This window comes from Priestia sp. D51 (genome assembly GCF_053345675.1).
On sequence record NZ_JBLTIR010000001.1, the window covers coordinates 430,680 to 455,995 of the forward strand.

General features: G+C 39.5%; 23 protein-coding genes. 20 read left to right on the plus strand and 3 right to left on the minus strand.

Annotated features, from left to right (window positions below):
• Positions 1–3: 3 nt before the first annotated feature.
• The 11 genes from ACNHOZ_RS02320 to spo0A all read left to right on the plus strand — a co-directional run bounded on the left by ACNHOZ_RS02320 (position 4) and on the right by spo0A (position 11,457).
• Entirely contained in the window at positions 4–405 is a 402-nt protein-coding gene (locus tag ACNHOZ_RS02320) for an Asp23/Gls24 family envelope stress response protein (protein WP_013059143.1), read from the plus strand.
• Between the two features lie 221 nt (positions 406–626).
• Positions 627–1,019: a transcription antitermination factor NusB gene (nusB, locus tag ACNHOZ_RS02325; protein ID WP_013059142.1), complete on the plus strand. Its 393-nt coding sequence runs from the start codon at positions 627–629 to the stop codon at positions 1,017–1,019.
• An 84-nt stretch (positions 1,020–1,103) separates the two neighbouring features.
• Positions 1,104–2,444 (plus strand): exodeoxyribonuclease VII large subunit, encoded by a 1,341-nt coding sequence (gene xseA, locus ACNHOZ_RS02330; protein ID WP_034271010.1) that lies wholly within the window; start codon positions 1,104–1,106, stop codon positions 2,442–2,444.
• A 3-nt stretch (positions 2,445–2,447) separates the two neighbouring features.
• Entirely contained in the window at positions 2,448–2,681 is a 234-nt protein-coding gene (locus tag ACNHOZ_RS02335; RefSeq protein WP_013059140.1) for an exodeoxyribonuclease VII small subunit, read from the plus strand.
• Positions 2,681–3,577 carry a polyprenyl synthetase family protein gene (locus ACNHOZ_RS02340; protein ID WP_033579711.1) on the plus strand — a complete coding sequence of 299 codons (897 nt, stop codon included), beginning with the start codon at positions 2,681–2,683 and terminating at the stop codon, positions 3,575–3,577. Before ACNHOZ_RS02335 ends, ACNHOZ_RS02340 begins: the two co-directional genes overlap by 1 nt.
• Positions 3,578–3,897: 320 nt before the next feature.
• Positions 3,898–5,799, plus strand: coding sequence for a 1-deoxy-D-xylulose-5-phosphate synthase (gene dxs / locus ACNHOZ_RS02345; RefSeq protein ID WP_048019771.1), 1,902 nt, complete (start codon positions 3,898–3,900; stop codon positions 5,797–5,799).
• Entirely contained in the window at positions 5,796–6,623 is an 828-nt protein-coding gene (locus ACNHOZ_RS02350; protein ID WP_028411589.1) for a TlyA family RNA methyltransferase, read from the plus strand. Before dxs ends, ACNHOZ_RS02350 begins: the two co-directional genes overlap by 4 nt.
• Positions 6,624–6,784: 161 nt before the next feature.
• The gene (gene ahrC, locus ACNHOZ_RS02355; protein WP_013059136.1) at positions 6,785–7,234 is read left to right on the plus strand and encodes a transcriptional regulator AhrC/ArgR; all 450 of its coding nucleotides are present in this window, start codon (positions 6,785–6,787) and stop codon (positions 7,232–7,234) included.
• A gap of 16 nt (positions 7,235–7,250) precedes the next feature.
• A complete protein-coding gene (recN, locus tag ACNHOZ_RS02360) occupies positions 7,251–8,978 on the plus strand; it encodes a DNA repair protein RecN (RefSeq protein WP_014458250.1) in 1,728 nt (575 codons plus the stop codon).
• Positions 8,979–9,160: 182 nt separating this feature from the next.
• Positions 9,161–10,441: a SpoIVB peptidase gene (gene spoIVB, locus ACNHOZ_RS02365; protein ID WP_028411587.1), complete on the plus strand. Its 1,281-nt coding sequence runs from the start codon at positions 9,161–9,163 to the stop codon at positions 10,439–10,441.
• Between the two features lie 227 nt (positions 10,442–10,668).
• Complete coding sequence (gene spo0A / locus ACNHOZ_RS02370; RefSeq protein WP_013084985.1) at positions 10,669–11,457, plus strand: sporulation transcription factor Spo0A; 789 nt, start codon at positions 10,669–10,671, stop codon at positions 11,455–11,457.
• 370 nt (positions 11,458–11,827) lie between these two features.
• On the opposite strand, the gene ACNHOZ_RS02375 is transcribed toward spo0A, so the two are convergent.
• Both ACNHOZ_RS02375 and ACNHOZ_RS02380 read right to left on the minus strand, forming a co-directional pair.
• A complete protein-coding gene (locus ACNHOZ_RS02375) occupies positions 11,828–13,159 on the minus strand; it encodes a peptide MFS transporter (protein ID WP_033579713.1) in 1,332 nt (443 codons plus the stop codon).
• Positions 13,160–13,472: 313 nt separating this feature from the next.
• Positions 13,473–13,625 carry a YycC family protein gene (locus ACNHOZ_RS02380; RefSeq protein ID WP_064504589.1) on the minus strand — a complete coding sequence of 51 codons (153 nt, stop codon included), beginning with the start codon at positions 13,623–13,625 and terminating at the stop codon, positions 13,473–13,475.
• A 124-nt stretch (positions 13,626–13,749) separates the two neighbouring features.
• Between ACNHOZ_RS02380 and ACNHOZ_RS02385 the strand changes: the two genes are divergently transcribed.
• On the plus strand, positions 13,750–14,478 hold the full coding sequence (locus tag ACNHOZ_RS02385) for a glycerophosphodiester phosphodiesterase (protein WP_048019772.1): 729 nt from the start codon (positions 13,750–13,752) through the stop codon (positions 14,476–14,478).
• Between the two features lie 12 nt (positions 14,479–14,490).
• Here ACNHOZ_RS02385 and ACNHOZ_RS02390 read toward each other — a convergent pair whose 3' ends face one another.
• A complete protein-coding gene (locus tag ACNHOZ_RS02390) occupies positions 14,491–14,742 on the minus strand; it encodes a DUF2627 domain-containing protein (RefSeq protein ID WP_028411584.1) in 252 nt (83 codons plus the stop codon).
• A gap of 175 nt (positions 14,743–14,917) precedes the next feature.
• On the opposite strand from ACNHOZ_RS02390, the gene ACNHOZ_RS02395 reads away from it, so the two are divergent.
• The 8 genes from ACNHOZ_RS02395 (at position 14,918) to ACNHOZ_RS02430 (ending at position 25,163) form a co-directional block, all read left to right on the plus strand.
• Positions 14,918–16,987 (plus strand): sigma-54 interaction domain-containing protein, encoded by a 2,070-nt coding sequence (locus ACNHOZ_RS02395; protein WP_048019773.1) that lies wholly within the window; start codon positions 14,918–14,920, stop codon positions 16,985–16,987.
• Between the two features lie 238 nt (positions 16,988–17,225).
• Positions 17,226–18,137 (plus strand): phosphate butyryltransferase, encoded by a 912-nt coding sequence (yqiS, locus tag ACNHOZ_RS02400; RefSeq protein WP_028411582.1) that lies wholly within the window; start codon positions 17,226–17,228, stop codon positions 18,135–18,137.
• Between the two features lie 12 nt (positions 18,138–18,149).
• Positions 18,150–19,253, plus strand: coding sequence for a branched-chain amino acid dehydrogenase (bcd, locus tag ACNHOZ_RS02405; RefSeq protein ID WP_013059125.1), 1,104 nt, complete (start codon positions 18,150–18,152; stop codon positions 19,251–19,253).
• Between the two features lie 96 nt (positions 19,254–19,349).
• Positions 19,350–20,429, plus strand: coding sequence for a butyrate kinase (gene buk / locus ACNHOZ_RS02410; RefSeq protein ID WP_372497474.1), 1,080 nt, complete (start codon positions 19,350–19,352; stop codon positions 20,427–20,429).
• Between the two features lie 28 nt (positions 20,430–20,457).
• On the plus strand, positions 20,458–21,879 hold the full coding sequence (gene lpdA, locus ACNHOZ_RS02415) for a dihydrolipoyl dehydrogenase (RefSeq protein ID WP_028411580.1): 1,422 nt from the start codon (positions 20,458–20,460) through the stop codon (positions 21,877–21,879).
• Positions 21,880–21,899: 20 nt separating this feature from the next.
• Positions 21,900–22,892: a thiamine pyrophosphate-dependent dehydrogenase E1 component subunit alpha gene (locus ACNHOZ_RS02420; protein ID WP_014458261.1), complete on the plus strand. Its 993-nt coding sequence runs from the start codon at positions 21,900–21,902 to the stop codon at positions 22,890–22,892.
• 12 nt (positions 22,893–22,904) lie between these two features.
• The gene (locus ACNHOZ_RS02425) at positions 22,905–23,888 is read left to right on the plus strand and encodes an alpha-ketoacid dehydrogenase subunit beta (protein WP_013084975.1); all 984 of its coding nucleotides are present in this window, start codon (positions 22,905–22,907) and stop codon (positions 23,886–23,888) included.
• 15 nt (positions 23,889–23,903) lie between these two features.
• Positions 23,904–25,163 carry a dihydrolipoamide acetyltransferase family protein gene (locus ACNHOZ_RS02430; RefSeq protein ID WP_048019776.1) on the plus strand — a complete coding sequence of 420 codons (1,260 nt, stop codon included), beginning with the start codon at positions 23,904–23,906 and terminating at the stop codon, positions 25,161–25,163.
• Positions 25,164–25,316: the final 153 nt, after the last annotated feature.

A 25,316-nucleotide genomic window follows, 5' to 3' on the forward strand; every position in this document is an offset into this window, starting at 1 on the left:
TACATGAATGAAAATCATGTATTAGAAATGGAAGAACACCCAAATTCTCTTGGCAAAGTAGAAATTGCTCCTGAGGTTATTGAAGTCATTGCGGGTATTGCTGCTTCTGAAGTAGAAGGCGTTTCTGCAATGAGAGGAAATTTTGCAGCTGGCGTTGTGGAGAAACTAGGAAAGAAAAACCACGGTAAAGGTGTAAAAGTGGACTTAACAGAAAACGGGATAAAAGTAGACGTGTTTTGTATGATGAAGTTTGGTGTGTCTATTCCAAACGTAGCGCAGCAAGTACAAGATAACATTCGTCAAGCCCTTAAAAATATGACAGCTATTGATCTCGATGAAGTAAACATTCATATCGTAGGGATTCAGTTTGATACGCAAAAAACTGATATTGAAGAAGTTGAATAAAACAAACGTTTACCTAACGGCTGTTGCTAAAATGGAATAACGTATGATTACTTGTTCCTTTTCAACACAAGCTATGGTAAAGTGAAAAAGACTGTCTCGTCATAAAGACGGTCTTTTTCGTGTTCTACAAACTTCGTATAAGAACAATCAAGTATCGTTTCATAAACTATGCTATTATCTAGGTATACTAGTTGAAGAAGATAAATAAAGGAGCAAAAATAATGAAAAGACATACAGCACGCCAAAAAGCATTACAAGCACTATTTCAGCATGATTTAGGGCAAACCGAGCCAATGGAGGCAATCGGAAATGTTGTACAAAACGAAAAGTCTGATCAATTTTTAGAAAGTCTTGTGCTAGGTGTAGTTGAGCATCAGCAAGAAATTGATGAACTTTTACGCAATCATTTAGAAAAATGGACGTTAGACCGCGTAGCTACTGTAGACCGCGTAATCCTGCGTATTGCCGTATACGAAATGAAGTATGAAGAAGAAATTCCTACGAGCGTTACGTTAAATGAAGCGATTGAATTAGCAAAAACATTTGGCGATGATCAATCAAGCAAGTTTATCAACGGCGTATTGTCTAAAGTGTTAACAACTTTATCTAAATAAACGTTCATCTTGCCAAATCAAGTGACTAAAATGCTTCTCTCCTTTATATAAAGGGGAGAGGGTGACTGCAAAGGAGGCAAAATGATGAGTGAAGTGCGTTATCTAACCGTTACGGCTCTTACACGATACATCAAGCGCAAGTTTGACGTAGACCCTCACATGCAAGATGTATGGATTAAAGGAGAAATTTCTAACTTTAAACGTCATAGTCGAGGACATATGTATTTCACCTTAAAAGATCAAAATGCTCGTATCGCAGCCGTTATGTTTGCTGGGCATAACCGTCAGCTTAATTTTCAGCCTGAAGAAGGAATGAATGTACTGATTCGAGCTGAAATTTCGGTTTATGAACCAAGCGGAAATTATCAAATGTACGTAAAAGAAATGCAGCCTGACGGCGTTGGAAACTTATACTTGGCCTACGAACAGCTGAAAAAAAAGCTGGAAAAAGAAGGCTTGTTTGATCATGCTAGAAAACGAAAACTTCCGAAGTATCCAACAACAATAGGTGTGATTACATCTCCTACTGGAGCCGCCGTACGTGATATTATTACGACATTAAAGCGCAGATATAACGCGAACATTATTGTTATGCCCGCTCTTGTTCAAGGAGTGAATGCGGCACCGTCTATCATCAAGGCAATTGAAGAAGCAAACCGTCGTAAAGAAGCAGACGTATTAATTGTCGGCCGCGGCGGCGGGTCAATTGAAGAGCTTTGGGCGTTTAACGAAGAAAGCGTAGCTCGTGCAATTTTCACTTCTACTATTCCCGTTATTTCAGCGGTTGGACATGAAACCGATTTTACAATTGCAGACTTTGTAGCAGATTTGCGAGCCCCTACTCCAACGGGTGCTGCGGAGCTGGCAGTACCTCATATCAGTGAAATTACAGAAAGATTGACTCAGCGAAATATCCGTCTTCTTCGTTCGATGAAAGAGATGCTTCAGTCTAGTAGCCGCAGGCTTGAACGATCTCAGAAATCATATGCTTTTCGTTACCCTCAAAAGTTGGTCGAGCAAAAAGAGCAGCAGTTAGATCAGCTGATGGAGCGTTTTTATCGTGAAGGTAGAAGGTACATTGAGCATAAACGGACGAACTACGAGCAGCTAACAGCCGCTTTGTTGCGCAATCACCCCGAGCATCAGTTAACGAAAGCGGCAGACCGTCAACAGCAGCTGACGAAAATGCTGACAAAAGAGATGCAGCAGCTGCTAAAGCAAAAACAGCTTTTATTTGCCACGGCAACGTCAAAATTACATACACTTAGTCCATTAAAAACAATGGAAAGAGGCTACAGCTTAGTATACGATAAAGAAAAAGAGTTAATTAAATCAACCAAACAAGTATCCAAAGGTGATGTGGTAAACGTTCGTTTGACCGATGGACAGTTGCAGTGTGAAGTTTCGAAAATAGAGGAGCGATGAAAAATGGCGACAAATAAAGAGTATACGTTTGAAGAGGCGATGGAGCAGTTAGAAACCATCGTAAACAAGCTAGAAGAAGGCGACGTGCCTTTAGAAGAAGCAATTCAACAATTCCAAGAAGGAATGACTCTTTCAAAATTCTGTCACGATCGTCTTCAGCATATTGAAAAGCAAATGGAAACTATTTTACGTGAAGACGGAACGCTTGAGCCATTCTCGGTACAGGAGGAAGAGTGATGGTGAATGAAATGAATTTAAAAGAGTATATTTCTTTTACAAAAGATCGAGTAGAAACACGCTTGCCTGAAGTGGTAAAGGCATTACATGCTCCGGTTAACTTAAAGGAATCCATGCTTTACTCGCTTACGGCAGGAGGAAAGCGACTTCGCCCAGTGCTGTTGTTTGCAACGCTACATGCATTTGGAAAAGACGAGAGCATGGGATTAGAAACAGCCTGTGCAGTGGAAATGATTCATACATATTCGCTCATTCATGATGATTTACCTAGTATGGATGATGACGACTTAAGAAGAGGTAAACCGACAAATCACAAGGTGTACGGCGAAGCAACGGCTATATTAGCTGGAGATGCTCTTTTAACAAATAGCTTTCAGCTCATTTCTGAAGCGGTACATCCTGAAATTACATCACATATGAAACTTCAGCTCATTACAGAACTGGTAAAAGCAAGCGGAACAGAAGGTATGATCAGCGGACAGGTTGCAGATATGGAAGGTGAAAAAAAGCAGCTCACGCTAGATGAGCTTGAATATATTCATCTTCATAAAACGGGGAAGCTGCTAGGATTCTGTGTAAAAGCAGGAGCAATTCTTGCAAAAGCTACGCCTCTACAGCAAGAATTATTAGAAGAATTCAGTAAGCATGTAGGGTTAGCGTTTCAAATTCAAGATGATATCTTGGATGTGGAAGGGTCTGAAGAAAAGTTAGGAAAGCCAATTGGCAGTGATACAGAAAATGAAAAAACGACATATCCTTCTTTATTAGGTATGGAAGCGGCCAAAGAAAAGTTACAGTATCATGTTGAACAAGCACTTCTCTCGTTACGTCAAGCTCAAATTAAGCACGGATTACTAGAAGAAATTTGTTTATATATAGCAAAACGTGATAGTTAATGACGATTTCTGTCAGGTTTTTTGAGTGATACAGTAAAATAAGATTGAGTCCCAATAGGGGCTATGCTATAATGATTTTACTACTGTATAAAAGCGTAGTGCATAGGTTTGAAAGACATATACAATATCTTGGTGGCCGTTATCACATTTGTGTTAGCGGCTATTTTTTCACTATTTTCCTTTGAATATCACTGGTTTACTGATAGAATATCAAAGGTATTGTAAGTAATAAGGAAATACTAAAAATTGACTATACGTATAAAACAATAGACAATGTATTAAGGTAACTTTATAACAAGTACGAAAGTGAGTGATCCACCTTGGATCTTACAACGATAAAAAATCCTGAGTTTTTAAAGAAAATGTCAGTAACACAATTAGAAGAACTAAGTGAAGAGATTCGTCGTTTTTTAATTACAAAGCTTTCTGCAACTGGTGGTCATATAGGGCCAAATTTAGGGGTTGTTGAGTTAACGCTTGCACTCCATAAAGTGTTCGACAGTCCAAAAGATAAATTTTTATGGGACGTCGGGCATCAGTCGTATGTCCATAAAATTTTAACAGGACGAGCGGGAGAGTTTGATACAATCCGTCAATATAAAGGATTATGCGGTTTTCCAAAGCGAGATGAAAGTGAGCATGATGTATGGGAAACGGGACATAGTTCTACATCTCTTTCAGCCGCAATGGGAATGGCTGCTGCAAGAGATTTGCAAAAAACAAAAGCTCACATTGTTCCTATCATTGGTGACGGAGCTTTAACAGGTGGTATGGCTCTTGAAGCGCTTAACCACATCGGGCACGAGCAAACGGATATGACCGTTATTTTAAATGACAATGAAATGTCTATCGCTCCTAACGTCGGGGCTGTACACAGCATTCTGGGGCGTTTGCGCACGGCGGGCAAATACAACTGGGTAAAAGATGAGCTTGAAGTTCTACTGAAAAAAGTGCCTGCGGTAGGCGGTAAGCTCGCGGCAACGGCAGAACGTGTAAAAGATGGCCTAAAGTACATGGTTGTGTCAGGCATGTTCTTTGAAGATCTTGGCTTTACGTATTTAGGACCGGTTGACGGCCATAGCTATGACGATTTATTGGAAACGTTACAATATGCAAAGAAAACAAAAGGACCGGTACTGATTCATGTGATTACGAAAAAAGGGAAAGGGTACTTGCCAGCGGAAAGCGACAAAAGCGGAGCGTGGCATGGTACAGGCCCTTACAAAATTGAGTCCGGTGACTTTATTAAAGACAAAAATGTTCCGATTGCTTGGAGTAAATTAGTAAGTGATACGGTATTGAAAATGGCTAGAGAAGATGAGCGTATCGTAGCAGTAACGCCAGCAATGCCTGTAGGTTCAAAACTTGAAGCGTTTCAAAAAGAGTTTCCGCATCGCATGTTTGATGTTGGGATTGCAGAGCAGCATGCAACAACAATGGCCGCTGGTCTTGCAACTCAAAATATGAAGCCCTTTTTAGCTATTTATTCGACGTTTTTACAGCGTGCATACGATCAAGTGGTTCATGATATTTGCCGTCAGAAGCTAAATGTATTTATTGGGATTGATCGAGCTGGACTAGTAGGTGCTGATGGTGAAACGCATCAAGGTGTATTTGACATTGCGTTTTTACGTCATTTGCCTAACCTTGTTATTATGATGCCAAAAAACGAAAATGAAGGTCAGCACATGGTTCACACTGCTTTGACTTATGAAGAAGGTCCGATTGCGATGCGCTATGCGAGAGGAAACGGATTAGGTGTTGAACTAGATTCAGAACTGAAAAACATTCCGATCGGTACATGGGACGTATTAAAAGAAGGTTCGGATACAACCATTTTAACGTTTGGTACAACGATTTCAATGGCGATGGATGCAGCAGCAGAACTTGAGAAGCAAGGAATCAGCGTCAAAGTGGTCAATGCTCGTTTTATTAAACCGCTGGATGAAAAAATGCTTCACGAGATTTTCCAAACGAATAAGCCTGTGATTACGGTGGAAGAAGCGGTACTTCAAGGCGGTTTTGGAAGTGCGGTGTTAGAGTTTGCATCAGAGCACGGCTATTATAATACTCGCGTTGAACGTATGGGTATTCCAGATCGCTTTATCGAGCACGGCAGCGTAACAAAACTTTTAGAAGAAATTGGCTTAACCAAAGAAGAGATTATAAATCGAGTTAAAAAACTCGTAACACCAACACAAAAGAGGCTTGAAGTTAAGTGACAAAAAAAGAACGAGTAGATGTATTGTTAGTAGAACGAGGTTTGATTGAAACAAGAGAAAAAGCAAAGCGTACAGTGATGGCAGGACTTGTTTATGCGAATGAAGTCCGTTTGGATAAGCCGGGAGAGAAAATTGAACGCGATACGCCGCTGACAATTAAAGGTGCAGTGATGCCTTACGTCAGCAGAGGCGGCTTTAAGCTTGAAAAAGCGATTAAAGAATTTAATGTCCATGTAGCGGATAAAATCATGATTGATATTGGTTCTTCTACTGGAGGCTTTACCGATTGTGCGCTTCAAAATGGAGCGAAGATGTCCTATGCGCTAGACGTAGGCTATAATCAGCTAGCTTGGAAGCTTCGTCAAGATGAGCGAGTAGAAGTAATGGAACGAACAAATTTCCGTTATGTGACACCAGCTGATTTATCAAGAGGCTTGCCTGAATTCGCTTCTATTGATGTATCTTTTATTTCCTTAAGACTCATTCTCCCTGTGTTAAAAACACTTCTTGTTCCATACAGCGATGTTGTTGCACTTGTTAAGCCACAGTTTGAGGCTGGAAGAGAGCAAGTTGGGAAAAAAGGAATCGTGCGTGACTCAAAAGTGCATGAAGAAGTCCTTCAAGGAATGGTGGATTTCTCCCTTCGTCAAGGATACGATGTATATAACATGTCGTATTCACCGATAACAGGAGGAGATGGAAATATCGAATTTCTTCTTCACCTGAGCTGGAAAGGCGAGCGTGAACTTGGTGAAAATCAAGCTCCGCTTACTGTGCGTGAAGTGGTCGAAGAAGCACATAAGACGTTAAAAGAGAAAAAGTAATAATGGCCAATGTTAAGCAAAAACTTAGCATTGGCGATTTGATTATGACTCTTTATACAAAAGGTGCATAATCAAGTTGAACACATTATGATACTTAATTAGTGAAAGACTTATAAACAACAAAACAAAAAGAAGATTACATATTAATGTGAGGTGCCAACATGAATAAAGGGCAAAGACATATTAAAATTCGTGACATTATCACGAATAATGATATTGAAACACAGGATGAATTGGTAGATATTTTAAAAAACCAAGGTTTTAATGTAACACAGGCAACAATCTCTCGTGATATTAAAGAACTGCACTTAGTCAAAGTGCCTTTGATGGACGGACGATACAAATACAGCTTGCCTGCAGATCAGCGTTTTAATCCCTTACAAAAGTTAAAGCGCTCTCTTATGGACGCATTTGTAAAAATTGATTCAGCCGGGCATATGCTGGTGATGAAAACATTGCCGGGAAACGCAAATGCGATTGGCGCATTAATTGATCATTTGGACTGGGATGAAATATTAGGAACAATTTGTGGAGACGATACATGTTTGATTATTTGCCGTACTCCTGAAGATACGCAAATTATATCAGACCGATTCTTAGAAATGTTATAAAGGTGAGTGAAGCAGGTTGTTAGCTGAATTATCCATTAAAAACTTTGCGATTATTGATGAACTTTCTGTTTCATTTGAAAAAGGCTTAACGGTATTAACAGGCGAAACAGGAGCGGGAAAGTCGATTATTATTGATGCCATTTCATTGTTAGTAGGTGGAAGAGGCTCTTCGGAGTTTGTCCGCCATGGAACAGACAGAGCCGAAATTGAAGGGCTTTTCTTATTTGATGAAGAACAGCATCCGAGTCACGAAAAAGCCAAACAAGTCGGTTTGGAAGTGGAAGATGGAATGATTGTGCTTCGCCGAGATATCACTACAAATGGGAAAAGTATTTGCCGTATCAATGGGAAGCTCGTAACGTTAGCTATCCTACGTGAAGTCGGACAGACGTTAATTGATATACATGGACAGCACGAGCACCAAGATTTAATGAATCAAGATCGTCACTTAACTCTTCTTGATCAATATGGAGGAGAAAAAGTAGAAGAGGCTTTGACGGAGTATCGAGAGGTATTTTCGAGGTATACGTCGCTAAAAAAGCAGTTGGATCAATTAACTGAAAATGAGCAGCAGATGGCACATCGCCTCGATCTTATTCAATTTCAATTAGATGAAATCAAAGCCGCAAATTTGCAGCTCAATGAAGACGAGGAACTAAATGAAGAGCGTTTGAAGATTTCCAATTTTGAAAAGATCTATACGTCGCTAAACGATGCGTACAATGCGCTGCACGGTGAACATCAAGGTCTGGATTGGGTAGGCGTAGCAATGAATCATACGGAGGATATTTCGTCACTGGAAAAAAACTATGCCGAAATTTCGGAGATTATTTCATCGAGCTTCTATCAGTTAGAAGACGCATCTTATAAAATTCGTCAGCAGCTGGATTTATTAGAATTTGATCCGAAACGCTTAGACTTTATTGAAGCGCGTTTAAATGAAATTAATCATTTAAAGCGTAAATACGGTCAAAGTGTAGATGAAATTCTAGAATATGCAGCGCAAATTGAAGATGAAATTGATCGTATTGAAAATCGAGATACGCACGTGAGCAAGATCAAAGAACAGTTAAACAGCGTAGCACAGGATTTATTAGTAGAAGCTAACAACGTTTCAGCTATTCGAAAAAAACTTGCTCAGGAGTTAACGGACAGCATCCATCATGAGCTTCAAGAACTCTATATGGCTAAAACCGTATTTCAAATTAAATTCTCTGTCGTAAATGCAGGTAAAAATGACGTTGAAGTAAATGGCGAAAGAATAAAATTCACCAAAGACGGCATTGACAACGTAGCGTTTTATATTTCTACCAACCCTGGTGAACCGTTAAAGCCTCTTGCGAAAGTAGCATCAGGCGGAGAACTGTCAAGGATCATGCTGGCGTTAAAAAGCATCTTCTCTAAGCATCAAGGCGTGACGTCCATTATCTTTGATGAAGTTGATACAGGCGTAAGTGGAAGAGTAGCTCAATCGATCGGTGAAAAAATACATGCCATTTCCGTTGATTCGCAGGTTCTTTGCATATCTCATTTGCCGCAGGTAGCAGCTATGGCAGATACTCACCTCTTTATTGCTAAAGAGATAAAAGGTGATCGTACAACGACATCTGTTCTTCCATTAACTCTTGATGAAAAAGTAAAAGAAATTGGTCGAATGATTGCAGGAGCTGAAATTACAAGCTTAACGAAGGAGCATGCCAAAGAGCTTTTAGATTTAGCGGATAAGATGAAGCAGACCATTTAACAAAACACCTTTTAACACGTAACAGTATGTGTTAAAGGTGTTTTTTTATACAAAATGGAGGAACTGAAAATGTTTCCTTGCACTTCTTTTCATTTTTCTCTGAACTTCTGTTATAAATGCGCTCTAAGAAGGCTAAATTAAATGTGTAGCCATTTAGGCGAGGAAGCGAGGAGAGTGAAAACATGCAAAATCGATACAGACATATAATTGGTGCGATTCTCCTTGTTTCGTTCATTTTTGTAGGATTTATTCCAGTTGTGCAACAATATATACACATTCCAAAACAAATCGTCTTATTTGAACAGCAAAAAGAAAAAATTAATACGACATTACCGCTTAGCGTAGAAGCTTCATCACCTGTTTACGATGTAACAAGTAACAAGGCGAAGCTGACCGTAGCAGGCAAACAGGTAGGCAAAGAAGAGTTGATGCTTCATTTAGCCGGTATTCCTGTAAAGCGTGTAGACGTGCAGGTATTATCTGATTTTAAAGTCATTCCTGGTGGACAATCAATCGGTGTGAAATTAAATTCAAAAGGTGTTCTTGTTGTAGGCTATCATCAGGTAGATACAGCAAAAGGTAAAAAATCTCCTGGCGAAATTGCGGGTATTCAAGTTGGAGATATGATTACGAAGATTAATGGTAAAACCATTGAAAAAATGAGTGATATTACACCGTTTATTCAGCAGGCAGGGAAAACGGGTGAACCATTAAATCTGCATATTTTAAGAGAAAAAAAGCAGTTTGACACGAAGCTTTATCCGTTAAAAGATAAGCAAGATTATGCGTACAGAATCGGTTTATACATCCGTGATTCAGCTGCAGGAATTGGCACAATGACTTTTTATGATCCAAAATCTAAAAAGTACGGCGCTTTAGGCCATGTTATTTCGGATATGGATACAAAAAAGCCAATCGTAGTAGAAGATGGACAAATTGTCCGTTCGACCGTTACATCAATTGAGAAAGGTTCGAATGGCGTTCCCGGCGAAAAGCTAGCGAGGTTTTCTGAAGATAGACAAATCATTGGAAATATTACACGAAATAGTCCTTTCGGTATTTTTGGAAAATTGTCTTCAACGATGGAAAACGGAATAATGGATAAAGCAATGCCAATTGCTCTATCTCATCAAGTAAAAGAAGGACCGGCTAAAATTCTAACGGTAGTAGATGATGATCAAGTGGAAGAATTTGATATTGAAATTATGAGTACTATACCTCAAAAGTTTCCGGCTACTAAAGGAATGGTTATTAAAATTACAGATCCTAAATTGTTAAAGAAAACAGGTGGAATTGTTCAAGGAATGAGCGGGAGTCCGATTATTCAAAACGGTAAAGTCGTTGGAGCGGTTACCCATGTTTTTGTAAATGATCCTACCTCCGGTTACGGTGTCCATATTGAATGGATGCTTAACGAAGCAGGAATCGATATTTATAAAAATAATCGAAAAAAAGCGAGCTAATGTTGTCATTAGTTCGCTTTTTTTGATAAAAATTATTGTCGTAAATGTACGAGAAAAACGTCGAAAAACAAAGAAAATAAGAGAAAATCGAATAAATTCCATTTAAAAGACTTTTTTCTAAAAAAATAAAGGAAATAATGTTGCATTGTCGAATTTGTCCTTTAGAATAAAGAATAGAGACACGTAGGAAACGACGTATAACATAAAGGACTGAGGAGGAAGCTGCATTGAAAAAAATTAAAGTATGCTTGGTTGATGATAATCGGGAACTAATTGGTTTGCTTGAAGATTATATTTCAGAGCAAGAAGACATGGAAGTAATCGGAGTAGCTTATAATGGACAAGAGTGTTTATCCATTTTAAAAGATAAAGATCCGGATGTTCTTGTATTAGACATTATTATGCCGCATCTAGATGGATTAGCAGTTTTAGGTCAGTTAAAAGAAATGAAAAAAGAAAATTATCCAAATGTCATCATGCTAACAGCATTTGGGCAAGAAGACGTAACGAAAAAAGCGGTTGATTTAGGAGCTGCTTATTTTATTCTAAAGCCGTTTGATATGGAAAACTTAGTGAATCATATTCGTCAAGTTAGCGGACAAACATCTTCATTTATGCAACGTTCATCTTCTTCCATGCGTTCGCATCGCGACAGCAAACCAGCAAATTTAGATGCAAGCATTACGAGCATCATTCACGAAATTGGTGTACCTGCTCATATTAAAGGTTATTTATATTTGAGAGAAGCCATTTCAATGGTATATAAGGATATTGAGCTGCTTGGGTCGATTACAAAAGTGCTGTATCCTGACATTGCAAAAAAATACAATACAACAGCAAGCCGCGTTGAGCGCGCCATTCGTCATGCTATTGAAGTAGCGTGGAGCCGAGGAAACATTGATTCCATTTCTTCATTATTCGGATATACTGTCAGCATGTCAAAAGCAAAGCCGACAAATAGTGAATTTATCGCCATGGTTGCGGATAAATTACGCCTTGAACATAAAGCGAGTTGAAAGGGATAGGACTGCTGGAATTACGGGGTTTTGAGTGAGCTGATACCTTTTGTAATACAGAGTACATGCCGATAAACTTTTGGAATTTACACTAGATATTAAACTGAAAACCAATAAACTTTTTACTGGAGGGCCGATGGATTTTAATCATTCATGGGTCCTTTCATTTTGTTTTAAGAGTTGGAAATAGGGAGGTTAAGGGAATGTACATCTTGTGATCCATAGTAGTGTATTTTATTGAAATAATTTATTTAATTGTTATGAGGGCTTTGTGTTTGAAAGAAGATTTAGAAGATGTGTTAAAAAATTCATCTACATATATGGATAAGTAAATGATAAAAAAAGCAGCCTTCAGAAAAGGCTGCTTTTTTTAATCCATTAATTTAGCAATCGGTTTTGAAAGGAACAAAACAATAATTCCAAGTACAATTGTTACAGCTCCGATTAAGCTGAAGATGTCGAAATAACCTAACGACTGTGTATAAGATGCAAGAACACCCGCTAGCTTATTAGCAACAGCAGAGCTTGCCATCCATACGCCCATTAAAAGAGAAGCAAGCTTTAATGGAGCCAGTCTACTTACCATAGACAACCCTACTGGCGAAATCATAAGCTCAGCTAGCGTGTGCAGGAAGTAAGTGAAAATCATAAATAGGATATTTACTTTTAAAGCTGGGTCATTACCAGTATACATAACGGCTGGAATTAAAATTAAGAATCCTAATCCGACTGTTACAAGTCCCATACCCATTTTTGTTGGTGTTTTAAAATCACCGCGTTTTGAATTTCCTAGCTTGTACCAAACAAGTGACATAATTGGTGCTAAAATCATGATAAACAGTGGATTCAATGATTGGAACCACTCTGTTGGAACCGTAAAACTACCGATTTGACGATCAATTTGATCTTGAGCATATAGCGTTAAAGAACTTCCAGCCTGTTCAAAAGCTGTCCAGAAAGCAATAACAACGAAAGCTAGAATAACGATAGCAACCGTTCTTTTCTTTTCTCGTGCTGTCAGCGGAGCAGTTGATGTTTGAGATGCTGCTGCATGAACTTTTCCTGTAGGCTCTTTCCCAATATCACCTAAATAGCGATTAGCCAGTAGGTTAAATAAAATTTGTCCAACAACCATTCCGATAGCTGCTGTTAAAAATCCGTATTTATAACTCATTAATCCAACAACTAATGGGGCGAAAAATGCACCAAAGTTAATACCCATATAAAAAATGGTAAAAGCACCGTCACGGCGAGGATCATTTTCTGCATAAAGATCTCCGACCAATGTGGAGATATTTGGTTTGAAAAATCCGTTTCCGATAATTAATAAAGCAAGTCCGATATACAAAGCGGCTACGCTTTGATGAATGAAGATGGAAAAATTCCCGAGTGCCATAATCACACCACCGATTGTGATGGCTAGCCTTCTTCCGAGGAAGCGGTCTGTTAAATATCCGCCAATCATCGGCGTAATGTAAACAGCACTAGTGAATGTTCCATATAAGCTCAGTGCAGTTGCTTTATCTACCCCGAGTCCACCTTGAGCAGCGGTAGCAGTTAAATAAAGAACCAGAATGGCTCTCATTCCATAATAACTAAACCTTTCCCATGCCTCAGTCGCGAATAATAAGTACAGTCCAGGAGGGTGTTTTTTCCTAGACTCATTTGGCTGCTGATTTTCGTGTTGTACAGCTGCTTGCATAATGAAGTCCCCCTAAAATTTCTCTCATACTATTTAATTCTTTTATTTGAATTGATCAAAAAATCAGAATATAAGTACTGGAATAAATATAATGTATTTTTATTTTAGTAGAAAAACAATAATTTCGTCAATGAAATTATATGGAAAAATCAAAAAATAATTAAATATACACAAAAAAGTATTAAATTACTTATTTAAAAGCATTTTTAAAAATACATTTATATTATTAAATATTCTAATATATGTTATGGGAAATGAAGTAAGAAAGTAATACTATTTTTGGAAACGAAAATTCGAAAGAAAAAAGGATCTGTTATTCAGATCCTTTTTTATCTTCGCCCGCATTTAATTCAGCAAGCTTCTGCAGCAAAATATGCTGAGGCATATGCATCAATTGCTCGAGGGGGATATTTAATTGTTCTGCTAATTTTACGGCTGTATCCGGAGAAATTTGCAGTGGTCTCATACACAACGACCTCCTTTTGCATATAAAGTAATGAAAGTGAAGAAGTATAAACAGTAAATTCGTGCTTTCACTATTAAGTAATGCTAAAGTTAATAATAAGTGATAATAGAGGAGTTGAGCAAGTATGTTTGTAATAGGTCATCGCGGCGCAGCTGGAACGTTTCCTGAAAATACGATGATTTCCTTCAAAGAAGCAGCGAGAGTCGGAGCACACGGAATTGAACTTGATGTGCATATGACAAAGGATGGGGAACTTGCTGTAATTCATGATGAAAAAGTAGATCGAACGACGAATGGAAAAGGGTATGTAAAAGATTTTACGTATCAAGATTTACAAAAATTAGATGCGAGCTATAAGTTCAAAAAAAAGTACGGGGCATGTAAAATTCCCATGTTAAATGAAGTAATGGAGTGGGCTTCAAGTGAAGGAATTAGCGTAAACATCGAGTTGAAAAACAATATATTTGACTATCCATACTTAGAAATGAAAGTTTTAGATTTAATTTATTTATACAAGATGAAGGATCGAACGATGATTTCATCTTTTAATCATAACAGCTTAGCCCGAATTGGTTCTTTGGATTCTACGATTGAAACAGCTATTTTATATTCTTATCCGATGTATGAGCCTTGGGTATATGCGCAGCATCTTGGCGCAAAAGCTCTTCACCCTAATCAGCGTACCGTGAATGAAGTAAATGTAGCCGCTTCAAAAGATTGTCAAATTCCAGTGCGACCTTACACAGTAAATGATGTAAAAGTAGCTGAGCAGCTTCGGAAATATGGATGTGAATCCATTATTACTGATTATCCTGAAAAAATGGTGAAGCAATTTTGGGGACGCTTTTCGTAAAAAAACATCGCATTAATGCGATGTTTTTTTATCTTTTTGAAATCTGTTTTGAACTTTGTTTCGCTTGCGGTCTCTGTGCAGAATAAAGCCAGCAACAAATCCAAGGCCGATTACAAATAACAGAAGGCCGACTGAAAATTGCAAAAATAAAGAAGGGAACGGGGATTGCAGGATGCCAAAAATCATATCTCTCATAAGTTTAATGCCATATCCAGCGAGTATACCAGGAATAAGTAAGATTAGCAGGGCAATAATTCGAACCATAGCTTCTCCTTTCGCTTCTCTTTTTTAAAATGAATGCGTTTACATTATAAAACCGTTATACTTGAATCATAAAAGAACTAAATAAATTGTCAAGAGCGTTTCTTTTTTTATATGATAGGTATATGCAATATTTTGCACGGAACATGTACATATTAAGTAGAAAAGGTGAAAAAATATGCAAAATGTGTTGATCGTTGGAGGAGGAAAAGGCGGATTAGCTATTCTGAAAATCTTGTTGGAAACCGAATTTATGAAAGTGATTGGTGTAGTAGACGTACGAGCTGACGCGCCGGCTGTTTTGCATGCGAAAGAACAAGATATTTCAACCGGAATGAATTGGGAGCCTTATATGACAAAGCAGCTCGATGTCATTGTTGAAACAACAGGTAAACAAGGTGTTTTTCAACAATTGCAGAGAAGCAAACCTGCTGATGCACTGGTAGTTCCGGGATTGGTTGCTGAAATTATGGCCAATCTGATGGAGGAAAAAGAAGAGTTAATTCAGCGGTTAAAGCAAGAATCGTATAAATATGATCTTATTTTTAACGCGGCTCATGATGCGATGGTCGTGATTGATAGGAATGGATATATTACGCTATTTAATCAAAGTGCCGAGCGTTTGACGAACTTTTCACACAGAGATGTAATTGGTAAGCATCTTCATGAAGTTATTCCAAATAGTAAACTTGTTGATGTTCTTCATACAAAAACGATTGATCAAAATAGTGAATTTGTGTTAGATAGCGGACGGAAGGTCATTACGACTAGAATACCGATACTCGACGAGAATAGAGAGCTGTTTGGTGCCTTTTCGATTTTTAAAGATATTACGGACGTTGTCGGATTGGCAGAAGAAGTTACGAACTTAAAAGAAGTACAAACTATGCTTCAAGCTATTATTCAATCTTCTGAAGAAGCTATTTCGGTTGTCGATGAAGAAGGAAGAGGGATTTTAATTAATCCTGCTTATACGAGAATTACGGGTTTAAAAAAGACGGATATTATTGGTCAGCCCGCGACTGCCGATATCTCTGAAGGAGACAGTATGCACATGAAGGTGCTGCAAACAAGACGTCCTGTTCGAGGTGTAAGAATGAGGCTTGGTCCGAGTAAAAGAGACGTAGTTGTGAATGTTGCCCCTGTTATTGTCGATGGAAAATTAAAAGGCAGCGTTGGCGTTATTCATGATATGTCTGAAATTCAAGAGCTTACAAATGAACTCAAAAGAGCGCGTCAAATTATCCGAACGCTTGAAGCGAAATATTCATTTGCTGATATCATTGGTCAGTCTGAAGAATTTCAGCTAGCAATTGAGCAGGCTAGACTTGCTGCTAAAACACCAGCTACTGTTTTACTTAGAGGTGAATCTGGAACTGGTAAAGAGTTGTTTGCACATGCGATTCATAATGCGAGCAGCCGAAAGTTTAATAAATTTGTCCGGATCAACTGTGCTGCGCTTTCTGAGTCTTTGCTTGAAAGTGAACTTTTTGGGTATGAAGAAGGAGCTTTTTCAGGGGCAAAACGAGGCGGGAAAAGAGGCGTGTTTGAAGAAGCCAATAACGGTAGCATCTTTTTGGATGAAATTGGGGAGCTTTCAGCTCATATGCAGGCTAAGCTGCTTCGGGTGCTTCAAGAAAAAGAGCTTATTCGCGTTGGAGGCACGACCCCTATTCCGGTGAATGTTCGCGTGATTGCAGCTACGAATGTGAATTTAGAAAAAGGAATGGCTGATGGAAGCATCAGACAGGACTTGTATTATCGGCTCAACAAAATTCCGATTCACATACCTCCTCTTCGGAAGAGAAAAGAGGATATTGGAGCGCTTGTTACACACTTAATTACAAAAATCAATCAAGATTACGGCCGACATGTTGAAGGGGTAACAGAACGGGCTTTACAATCATTAAGATCATACGACTGGCCAGGAAACGTCAGAGAGCTTGAAAACATATTAGGCAGAGCCATTATTTATATGCACTATACGGAAACAATGATTGATTCTGTTCATCTCCCTTCACTTGAAGGAAAGGGCAAAAAAGAAAAAAATCAGGCGAATGAAGAGGTAGTATTCGAAGGGAAGACTTTGGCGCACATGATGGAAAATTATGAAGCTGAACTTATTCAAAAAGTGCTGCTTGCAAACGAGTATAATCGAACGAAAACAGCAAAACAGCTCAATATTTCCCTGCGTTCTCTGTATTATAAGTTGGAAAAATACAATCTTGCAAATAACAGCATGCAATAAAATGCATGGTGTGCAAGTTATTGCATATAAATAGAGAGGTATTCTTTTTTTCTGTTTGTCGTTAGAATCAATAAAAAAAATTTTTTGTGCGTAGAAACGGATATAAGCAGCTATATTATGTAATATATGCAGAGTGTGGCACAAATCTTGCATATATTTTAAGTGACTGCATAAACGCGCAGTATGCTCTTTAAAAAGGGGCAAAAGAAAGAATGAAAAAGGAGAGGTCGAACATTCCATGACTCTTGCTACCATCTTATCTCGGGTTGCTAAGCAGTCTTCTTTGACTGTTGCTGTTGCTGCAGCTGAAGACTTAGAAACAATTGAGGCAGTGTATGAAGCTGTGTCAAGGGAAGTTTCTGAATTTATTTTGTTTGGCAACGAAACAACAATTAATGAATTATTCAGGCAGTACCGCCCATCCTTACTCACTCATAAGGCTGTGACGGTCGTACATACGGAGTCCGTTTTAGAAGCGGCTCAATTGGCTGTGCGCTCAGTTCAGCAAGGTCAAGCTCATATCGTAATGAAAGGGAATTTATCCACATCGCTTATTTTAAAAGCTGTGTTAAATAAAGAGCATGGTTTGCGTACGGGAAATGTTTTATCACATGTAGCTGTGTTTGACGTTCCTCACTATGACCGCCCTATTCTTGTAACAGATGCAGCTATGAATATTACGCCATCTCTGGAAGAGAAAGTTCAAATCATTCAAAACGCGGTGAACGTTGCTCACTCGATTGGGATAGAGGTGCCAAAGGTAGCTCCTGTTGCAGCGGTTGAAGTTGTGAACCCTTTAATGCCTGCCACAGTAGAGGCTGCACTTCTTACACAGATGAACCGCAGAGGACAAATTAAAGGCTGCGTTATTGATGGACCTTTAGCACTCGACAATGCCATTAACATAGAAGCAGCCAAGCAAAAAGGCATTCAAAGTGAAGTTGCCGGTCAAGCAGATATATTACTCGTTCCAGCAATTGAAACAGGGAACGTCTTATATAAATCCCTTATTTATTTTGCTAAAGCAAAAGTTGGAGCTATTCTAGCGGGGGCAAAAGCTCCGGTCGTCTTAACATCCAGAGCAGATTCATCAGAAAGTAAATTATACTCACTGGCGCTTGCTATCAGCGTCGCTCAACAGAATTCTTAGGAGGCACTAACAATGAAAATTTTTGACTATATGGAAACATACGATTATGAGCAGTTATTATTTTGCCAAGATAAAGATTCAGGCTTAAAAGCCATTATTGCGATTCATGATACAACAATTGGACCAGCTCTAGGCGGTACGAGAATGTGGACATATGAATCAGAAGAGGCTGCAATTGAAGATGCGCTGCGTTTATCACGCGGAATGACTTATAAAAATGCAGCAGCAGGCTTGAATTTAGGAGGAGGAAAAACGGTTATTATCGGAGATCCTCGCAAAGACAAAAATGAAGCGATGTTCCGTGCATTTGGCCGCTTTATTCAAGGGTTAAATGGTCGATATATTACAGCAGAAGATGTGGGCACAACGGTAGAGGATATGGATATTGTATATGAGGAAACGGATTATGTAACGGGTGTATCTCCTGCCTTCGGTTCATCAGGCAATCCATCACCAGTCACAGCCTACGGCGTATACCGAGGAATTAAAGCAGCAGCAAAAGAAGCATTTGGAACAGATATGCTTGAAGGAAAAGTAGTAGCTGTCCAAGGTGTAGGAAACGTAGCATATAATTTATGCCGCCACCTTCACGAAGAAGGGGCAAAACTTATTGTAACGGATATTAATAAAGAAGCTGTTCAGCGTGCGGTAGAAGAATTTGGTGCGCAAGCAGTAGACCCAAATGATATTTATGGTGTAGAATGTGATATCTATGCTCCTTGTGCACTCGGAGCAACGATTAACGATGAAACGATCCCTCAAATAAAAGCAAAAGTTATTGCAGGGGCAGCTAATAATCAATTGAAAGAAACGCGTCATGGTGATTTAATTCATGAATTAGGCATTGTATATGCACCGGACTATGTTATTAATGCAGGAGGCGTTATTAACGTAGCTGATGAGCTAGTTGGATATAACCGTGAGCGCGCGCTGAAAAAAGTTGAAGGTATTTATGATAATATTGAAAAGGTAGTTGAAATCTCAAAGCGAGATGGCATTCCAACCTATCTAGCAGCAGATCGCTTAGCTGAAGAAAGAATTGAAAAGCTGCGTCGTTCACGCAGTCAATTTTTACAAAATGGACAGCATATTTTAAGTAGACGTCATACGCGCTAATGTTTGAGCTGAAGGCTAGGCAAAAGGAATAAATGAAATCCTTTCGACCTAGCCTTCGTTTATGAGAATGATAAGGTAGGAGGACATGTGTTGGATATGTACGAATATCGAATGCTGATAATAAATCCGGGTTCAACGTCCACAAAAATTGGCGTGTTTCACAACGATAAACCAATTTTTGATCGAACAATCCGCTACGATTCACAGCAAATGAATCAGTTTGAGACGATATATGCACAGTATGAGTTCCGTAAAAACTCGATTTTAGAGGCACTTGATGAAGAAGGGATTAATTTATCTAAATTAAGTGCAGTATGTGGAAGAGGAGGGCTTTTACGCCCGATTGAAGGAGGCACATACGAAGTAAATCAAGCCATGCTCAAAGATTTAAAAGACGGTTATGCCGGCCATCATGCTTCAAATTTAGGCGGGATTTTAGCGTTTGAGATTGCATCTGGATTAAATATTCCAGCATACATTGTTGATCCAGTGGTGGTAGATGAGCTAAGTGACATCGCTCGTATCTCAGGAACTCCTTTTATGGAAAGGAAAAGCATCTTTCATGCGCTGAATCAAAAATCGGTGGCTCGAAAAGTGGCTAAAGAAATGAATAGCACATACGAACAAATGAACGTTATTGTTACCCATATGGGCGGGGGCATTACGGTTGGAGTTCACAAGTGCGGAAAAGTAATTGATGTGAACAATGGCCTGCACGGCGACGGTCCTTTTAGTCCAGAGCGCGCTGGCGGTGTACCGGTTGGTGAATTAGTTCGTCTTTGCTTTTCAGGTCAGTATTACCGCGAGGAGATTATGAAAATGCTTGTAGGAAAAGGCGGACTTGTCGGTTATTTGGGCACATCTGACGTGCAGAAAGTCGAAGCGCTAGTGAAAAATGGAAACGAAAAAGCTAAGCTTATCTACGAAGCAATGGCTTATCAAATTTCGAAGGAAATTGGAGCTGCCAGTACGGTATTGCATGGAAAAGTAGATGCCATTATTCTAACGGGAGGCATTGCTTATTCAAAAGCGTTTGTTGAGCTGATTATTAATCATGTAAAGTGGATTGCAGATGTCATTGTTTATCCTGGAGAAAATGAGCTTCAAGCGCTAGCTGAAGGGGCTCTCCGAGTGCTTACAGGTGAAGAAGAAGTAAAGGAATATAAAGGCGCTTAATAGCGTTTGCAGAAAGGTGTGAAGCAGTGTGGCAAAAGAATATGATTTGGTCATTCTCGGCGGTGGAACCGGAGGGTACGTAGCAGCTATTCGTGCCTCTCAGTTAGGTCTATCGGTAGCGGTTGTGGAAAAAAATAAGTTAGGCGGCACATGCCTGCACGCAGGGTGTATCCCAAGCAAAGCTTTACTAAGAAGTGCAGAAGTCTATCAAACGGCTAAGAAAAGCAGTGAATTTGGCGTAGAAACGTCCAATGTACTATTGAACTATGCTCGTGTACAAGAACGAAAGTCAGAAATTGTTTCACAGTTACATAATGGTGTCAAACAGCTAATGAAAAAAGGTAAAATTGACGTATATGAAGGAATTGGACGTATTTTAGGACCTTCTATTTTTTCTCCTATGCCAGGAACCATCTCCGTTGAATTAAAAAGCGGTGAAGAAAACGAAATGCTTATTCCAAAGAATGTAATTGTCGCAACAGGGTCTCGCCCTAGAACATTACCTGGTTTAACAATCGATGGAGAGAAAGTAATCACTTCAGATGAAGCATTAAAGATGGAAACACTTCCTGCTTCTATTATTATTGTGGGAGGCGGCGTCATTGGAATTGAATGGGCGTCAATGCTCACAGATTTTGATGTTGATGTAACGGTTGTTGAATACAGCGATCGAATTTTACCAACAGAAGATCAAGATATCTCCCGTGAAATGACGAAGCTTTTAAAAGCAAAAGGAGTTACCATTATTACTTCTGCTAAAGTAATGGCTGATACACTGTCTGTTGGTGGTCAGGTGAAAATTTCTGCTCAAGTAGGAGACGATATGCAAGAATATGAAGCAGAAAAGCTGCTTGTATCTGTAGGGCGTCAAGCGAATGTCGAAGGAATTGGTCTCGAGAATACCGATATTGTAGTAGAAAACGGTGTGATTGCCACAAATGATTTTTATCAAACGAAAGAATCTCATATCTACGCAATTGGAGATGTGATTGGCGGACTGCAGCTTGCACATGTAGCTTCTCACGAAGGAATCGTAGCTGTTGAGCATTTACACGGTGACAAGCCTTTGAAGATTGATTACACAACAATTTCTAAATGCGTATACAGCAGCCCGGAGGCAGCAAGTGTAGGATTAACAGAACAAGAAGCAAAACAGCAAGGATTTCAGCTGAAGGTTGGAAAGTTTCCGTTTAAGGCCGTTGGAAAAGCTCTTGTATATGGAGAGGCAGAGGGATTTGTTAAAATTATTGCCGATGCCGACACAAATGATGTTCTTGGTGTGCATATGATTGGACCTCACGTGACGGATATGATTTCTGAAGCGGGTCTTGCAAAGGTATTGGATGCTACACCATGGGAAATTGCTCATACCATTCATCCTCATCCTAGCCTTTCAGAAGCGATGGGAGAAGCTTCATTAGCTGTAGATGGAAAAGCGATTCATTTTTGATGATTAAAGGAGGTTTAAACATGACAAAAAACCGTCATGAATCATTAGGATTAACTGATGAACAAGTACTTGAAATGTACCGCACTATGCTGCTTGCACGAAAAATTGATGAGCGTATGTGGCTATTAAACCGTGCAGGGAAGGTGCCTTTTGTTATTTCATGTCAAGGTCAAGAAGCCGCTCAAGTTGGCGCAGCTTTTGCCTTAAACAGAGAGAATGATTACATATTACCTTATTACCGCGATCTCGGGGTTGTGCTGGCATTTGGAATGACTGCGCGCGATTTAATGCTTTCTGGGTTTGCTAAAGCAGAAGATCCAAACTCAGGAGGTCGTCAAATGCCAGGTCACTTTGGCCATAAGGAAAAGCGAATTGTAACAGGATCTTCTCCCGTTACAACACAGGTGCCTCATGCAGTAGGAATCGCTTTAGCAGGACGGTTGGAGAAAAAAGACTTAGTCACGTTTGTCACGTTTGGAGAAGGATCTTCTAACCAAGGAGATTTCCATGAAGGCGCGAACTTTGCAGGTGTTCATAAGCTTCCTGTTATCTTTATGTGTGAAAATAACAAGTATGCGATTTCTGTTCCGGTTGAAAAGCAGCTAGGATGCGCAAAAGTATCTGATCGTGCGATTGGATATGGTATGCCGGGCTACACAATTGATGGAAACGACGTCCTTGAAGTATACCGAGTGGTAAAAGAAGCAAGAGATCGTGCATCCAGAGGAGAAGGGCCTACTCTTATTGAAACTGTTTCAGAGCGCTTGACTGCCCATTCAAGTGATGACGATGATCGTGCATATCGCGGAGCAGAAGAATTGTCTGAAGCTAAAAAGAGTGATCCGCTTGCGTACTTTGCGGCTTATTTAAAAGAGGTTAACGTGTTAACCGATGAACGAGAAAAACAAATGCTTGATGATATTATGAATATCGTTAATGATGCAACAGATTATGCTGAAAACGCTCCTTATGCAGAAGCGGAATCGGCTTTAAAATACGTGTACGGTGAGTAAGGAGGAGAATATATGCCGGTTATTTCATATATTGATGCAGTAACAATGGCCATTCGTGAAGAAATGGAAAGAGATTCCCGCGTGTTTGTATTAGGAGAAGACGTAGGGAAAAAAGGCGGCGTATTTAAAGCAACCAACGGACTGTACGAACAGTTCGGAGAAGAAAGAGTCATTGACACACCTCTTGCAGAGTCCGCCATTGCAGGCGTAGGAATCGGAGCGGCAATGTACGGCATGCGTCCGATTGCGGAAATGCAATTTGCTGATTTTATTATGCCTGCAGTCAATCAAATCGTGTCAGAAGCAGCGAAAATTCGCTATCGTTCTAATAATGATTGGAGTTGTCCAATTACAATTCGAGCTCCGTACGGCGGCGGAGTTCACGGTGCTCTTTATCATTCTCAATCTGTTGAAGCACTGTTTGCCAATACGCCAGGGTTAAAGATTGTGATGCCTTCTACGCCTTATGATGTAAAAGGATTATTAAAAGCAGCTATTCGTGATGATGACCCAGTTCTTTTCTTTGAGCATAAGCGTGCGTACCGTTTGATTAAAGGAGAAGTCCCTGAAGATGATTATGTCCTGCCGATTGGCAAAGCAGATGTAAAGAGAGAAGGAGACGACATCACGGTTATTACATATGGTCTTTGTGTACACTTTGCTCTTCAAGCTGCTGAAAAACTAGAAGCAGACGGTATTTCAGCACACATCTTAGATTTAAGAACGGTCTATCCGCTTGATAAAGAAGCTATTATTGAAGCAGCCTCTAAAACAGGTAAGGTCCTGCTTTTAACGGAAGACAACAAAGAAGGCAGCATTATGAGCGAAGTAGCAGCTATTATTGCTGAACACTGCTTATTCGATTTAGATGCGCCAATTCAGCGCCTTGCTGGCCCTGATGTTCCAGCTATGCCGTATGCACCAACAATGGAAAAATATTTTATGGTGAATCCAGATAAAGTAGAAAAAGCAATGAGAGAATTAGCTCAATTTTAAAAGGAGTTGTATCAATTGGCTATTGAAAAAATTACGATGCCGCAGCTCGGTGAAAGTGTAACAGAAGGTACAATTAGCAAATGGCTCGTTTCTGTTGGAGATCACGTAAATAAGTACGACCCGTTAGCTGAAGTCATGACGGATAAAGTAAATGCTGAAGTGCCTTCTTCTTTTAGTGGAACAATTAAAGAGTTAATTGCAGGTGAAGATGATACTTTACCCGTGGGAGAAGTGATTTGTTTAATTGAAGTAGAAGGAACTGTACCTCAAAAAGAACAGAAAACGTCTGATAAGACTGTAGAAGAATCAGCGCCAAAAACAGCGGACAGTCAATCCAATAAAAGCCGATACTCTCCAGCTGTTATGCGTCTGTCACAAGAACATAATATTAATTTAGATACCGTGACAGGAACAGGAGCGGGCGACCGCATTACGAGAAAAGATATTTTAGCTGTTATCGAAAAAGGCGGAGCTGCTGAAGTGAAAGAAACACCTGCATCAACAGTTCAGCCAGAAGCACCCGTAGCGGCAGCTGCTCCGAAAACGAAGCAACCCGCGCCGGTTGTGTCTGCAGCCGGAGATCAAGAAATCCCTGTTTCAGGCGTGCGTAAAGCTATTGCAGCAAATATGCTTCGCAGTAAACACGAAATTCCGCATGCATGGACAATGGTTGAAGTTGATGTAACGAACTTAGTTTCTTATCGTGATGCATTAAAGACGGAGTTCAAACAAAAAGAAGGTTTTAACTTAACTTATTTTGCGTTCTTCGTAAAAGCAGTGGCTCAGGCTTTAAAAGAATTCCCTCAAATGAATTCAATGTGGGCAGGAGACCGTATTGTTCAGAAAAAAGATATTAATGTATCTATTGCTGTTGCAACAGACGATGCTTTATTTGTGCCGGTTATTAAACAAGCCGATGAAAAGACAATCAAAGGCATTGCGCGTGAAATTACAGAGCTTGCGCAAAAAGTTCGTACGGGTTCATTGAAGTCTGAAGACATGCAGGGCGGAACGTTTACTGTTAACAACACAGGCTCATTTGGTTCCGTGCAATCAATGGGGATTATTAATTACCCGCAAGCGGCTATTTTACAAGTAGAATCTATTGTAAAACGTCCGGTTATTATTGATAACATGATTGCTGTTCGAGATATGGTTAACTTATGTTTATCACTTGATCACCGCGTGTTGGACGGCTTGGTGTGCGGCAGGTTCTTGGCAAGAGTTAAAGAGATTTTAGAATCTACGTCTAAAGAGAATACGTCCGTCTATTAAAAAAAGCAAATGGAGCTTTCTCCATTTGCTTTTTTATTTTGAAGCAATGATTGAACAATTTGTAAAAGATGTATTAAAATAAAAGAAGAATCATCAAACTTCAAAGTGTAATCATCTAGGTCTAGCAGGCAGCTATTAACTGTAAAGGGGCAT

Coding starts and splice junctions, on each gene's coding strand:
- ACNHOZ_RS02320 (WP_013059143.1), top strand. CDS start 4: ATGAATGAAAATCATGTATTAGAAATGGAAGAACACCCAAATTCTCTT.
- nusB (WP_013059142.1), top strand. CDS start 627: ATGAAAAGACATACAGCACGCCAAAAAGCATTACAAGCACTATTTCAG.
- xseA (WP_034271010.1), top strand. CDS start 1,104: ATGAGTGAAGTGCGTTATCTAACCGTTACGGCTCTTACACGATACATC.
- ACNHOZ_RS02335 (WP_013059140.1), top strand. CDS start 2,448: ATGGCGACAAATAAAGAGTATACGTTTGAAGAGGCGATGGAGCAGTTA.
- ACNHOZ_RS02340 (WP_033579711.1), top strand. CDS start 2,681: ATGGTGAATGAAATGAATTTAAAAGAGTATATTTCTTTTACAAAAGAT.
- ahrC (WP_013059136.1), top strand. CDS start 6,785: ATGAATAAAGGGCAAAGACATATTAAAATTCGTGACATTATCACGAAT.
- spoIVB (WP_028411587.1), top strand. CDS start 9,161: ATGCAAAATCGATACAGACATATAATTGGTGCGATTCTCCTTGTTTCG.
- ACNHOZ_RS02375 (WP_033579713.1), bottom strand. CDS start 13,159: ATGCAAGCAGCTGTACAACACGAAAATCAGCAGCCAAATGAGTCTAGG.
- ACNHOZ_RS02380 (WP_064504589.1), bottom strand. CDS start 13,625: ATGAGACCACTGCAAATTTCTCCGGATACAGCCGTAAAATTAGCAGAA.
- ACNHOZ_RS02385 (WP_048019772.1), top strand. CDS start 13,750: ATGTTTGTAATAGGTCATCGCGGCGCAGCTGGAACGTTTCCTGAAAAT.
- ACNHOZ_RS02390 (WP_028411584.1), bottom strand. CDS start 14,742: ATGGTTCGAATTATTGCCCTGCTAATCTTACTTATTCCTGGTATACTC.
- ACNHOZ_RS02395 (WP_048019773.1), top strand. CDS start 14,918: ATGCAAAATGTGTTGATCGTTGGAGGAGGAAAAGGCGGATTAGCTATT.
- yqiS (WP_028411582.1), top strand. CDS start 17,226: ATGACTCTTGCTACCATCTTATCTCGGGTTGCTAAGCAGTCTTCTTTG.
- bcd (WP_013059125.1), top strand. CDS start 18,150: ATGAAAATTTTTGACTATATGGAAACATACGATTATGAGCAGTTATTA.
- buk (WP_372497474.1), top strand. CDS start 19,350: ATGTACGAATATCGAATGCTGATAATAAATCCGGGTTCAACGTCCACA.
- ACNHOZ_RS02420 (WP_014458261.1), top strand. CDS start 21,900: ATGACAAAAAACCGTCATGAATCATTAGGATTAACTGATGAACAAGTA.
- ACNHOZ_RS02425 (WP_013084975.1), top strand. CDS start 22,905: ATGCCGGTTATTTCATATATTGATGCAGTAACAATGGCCATTCGTGAA.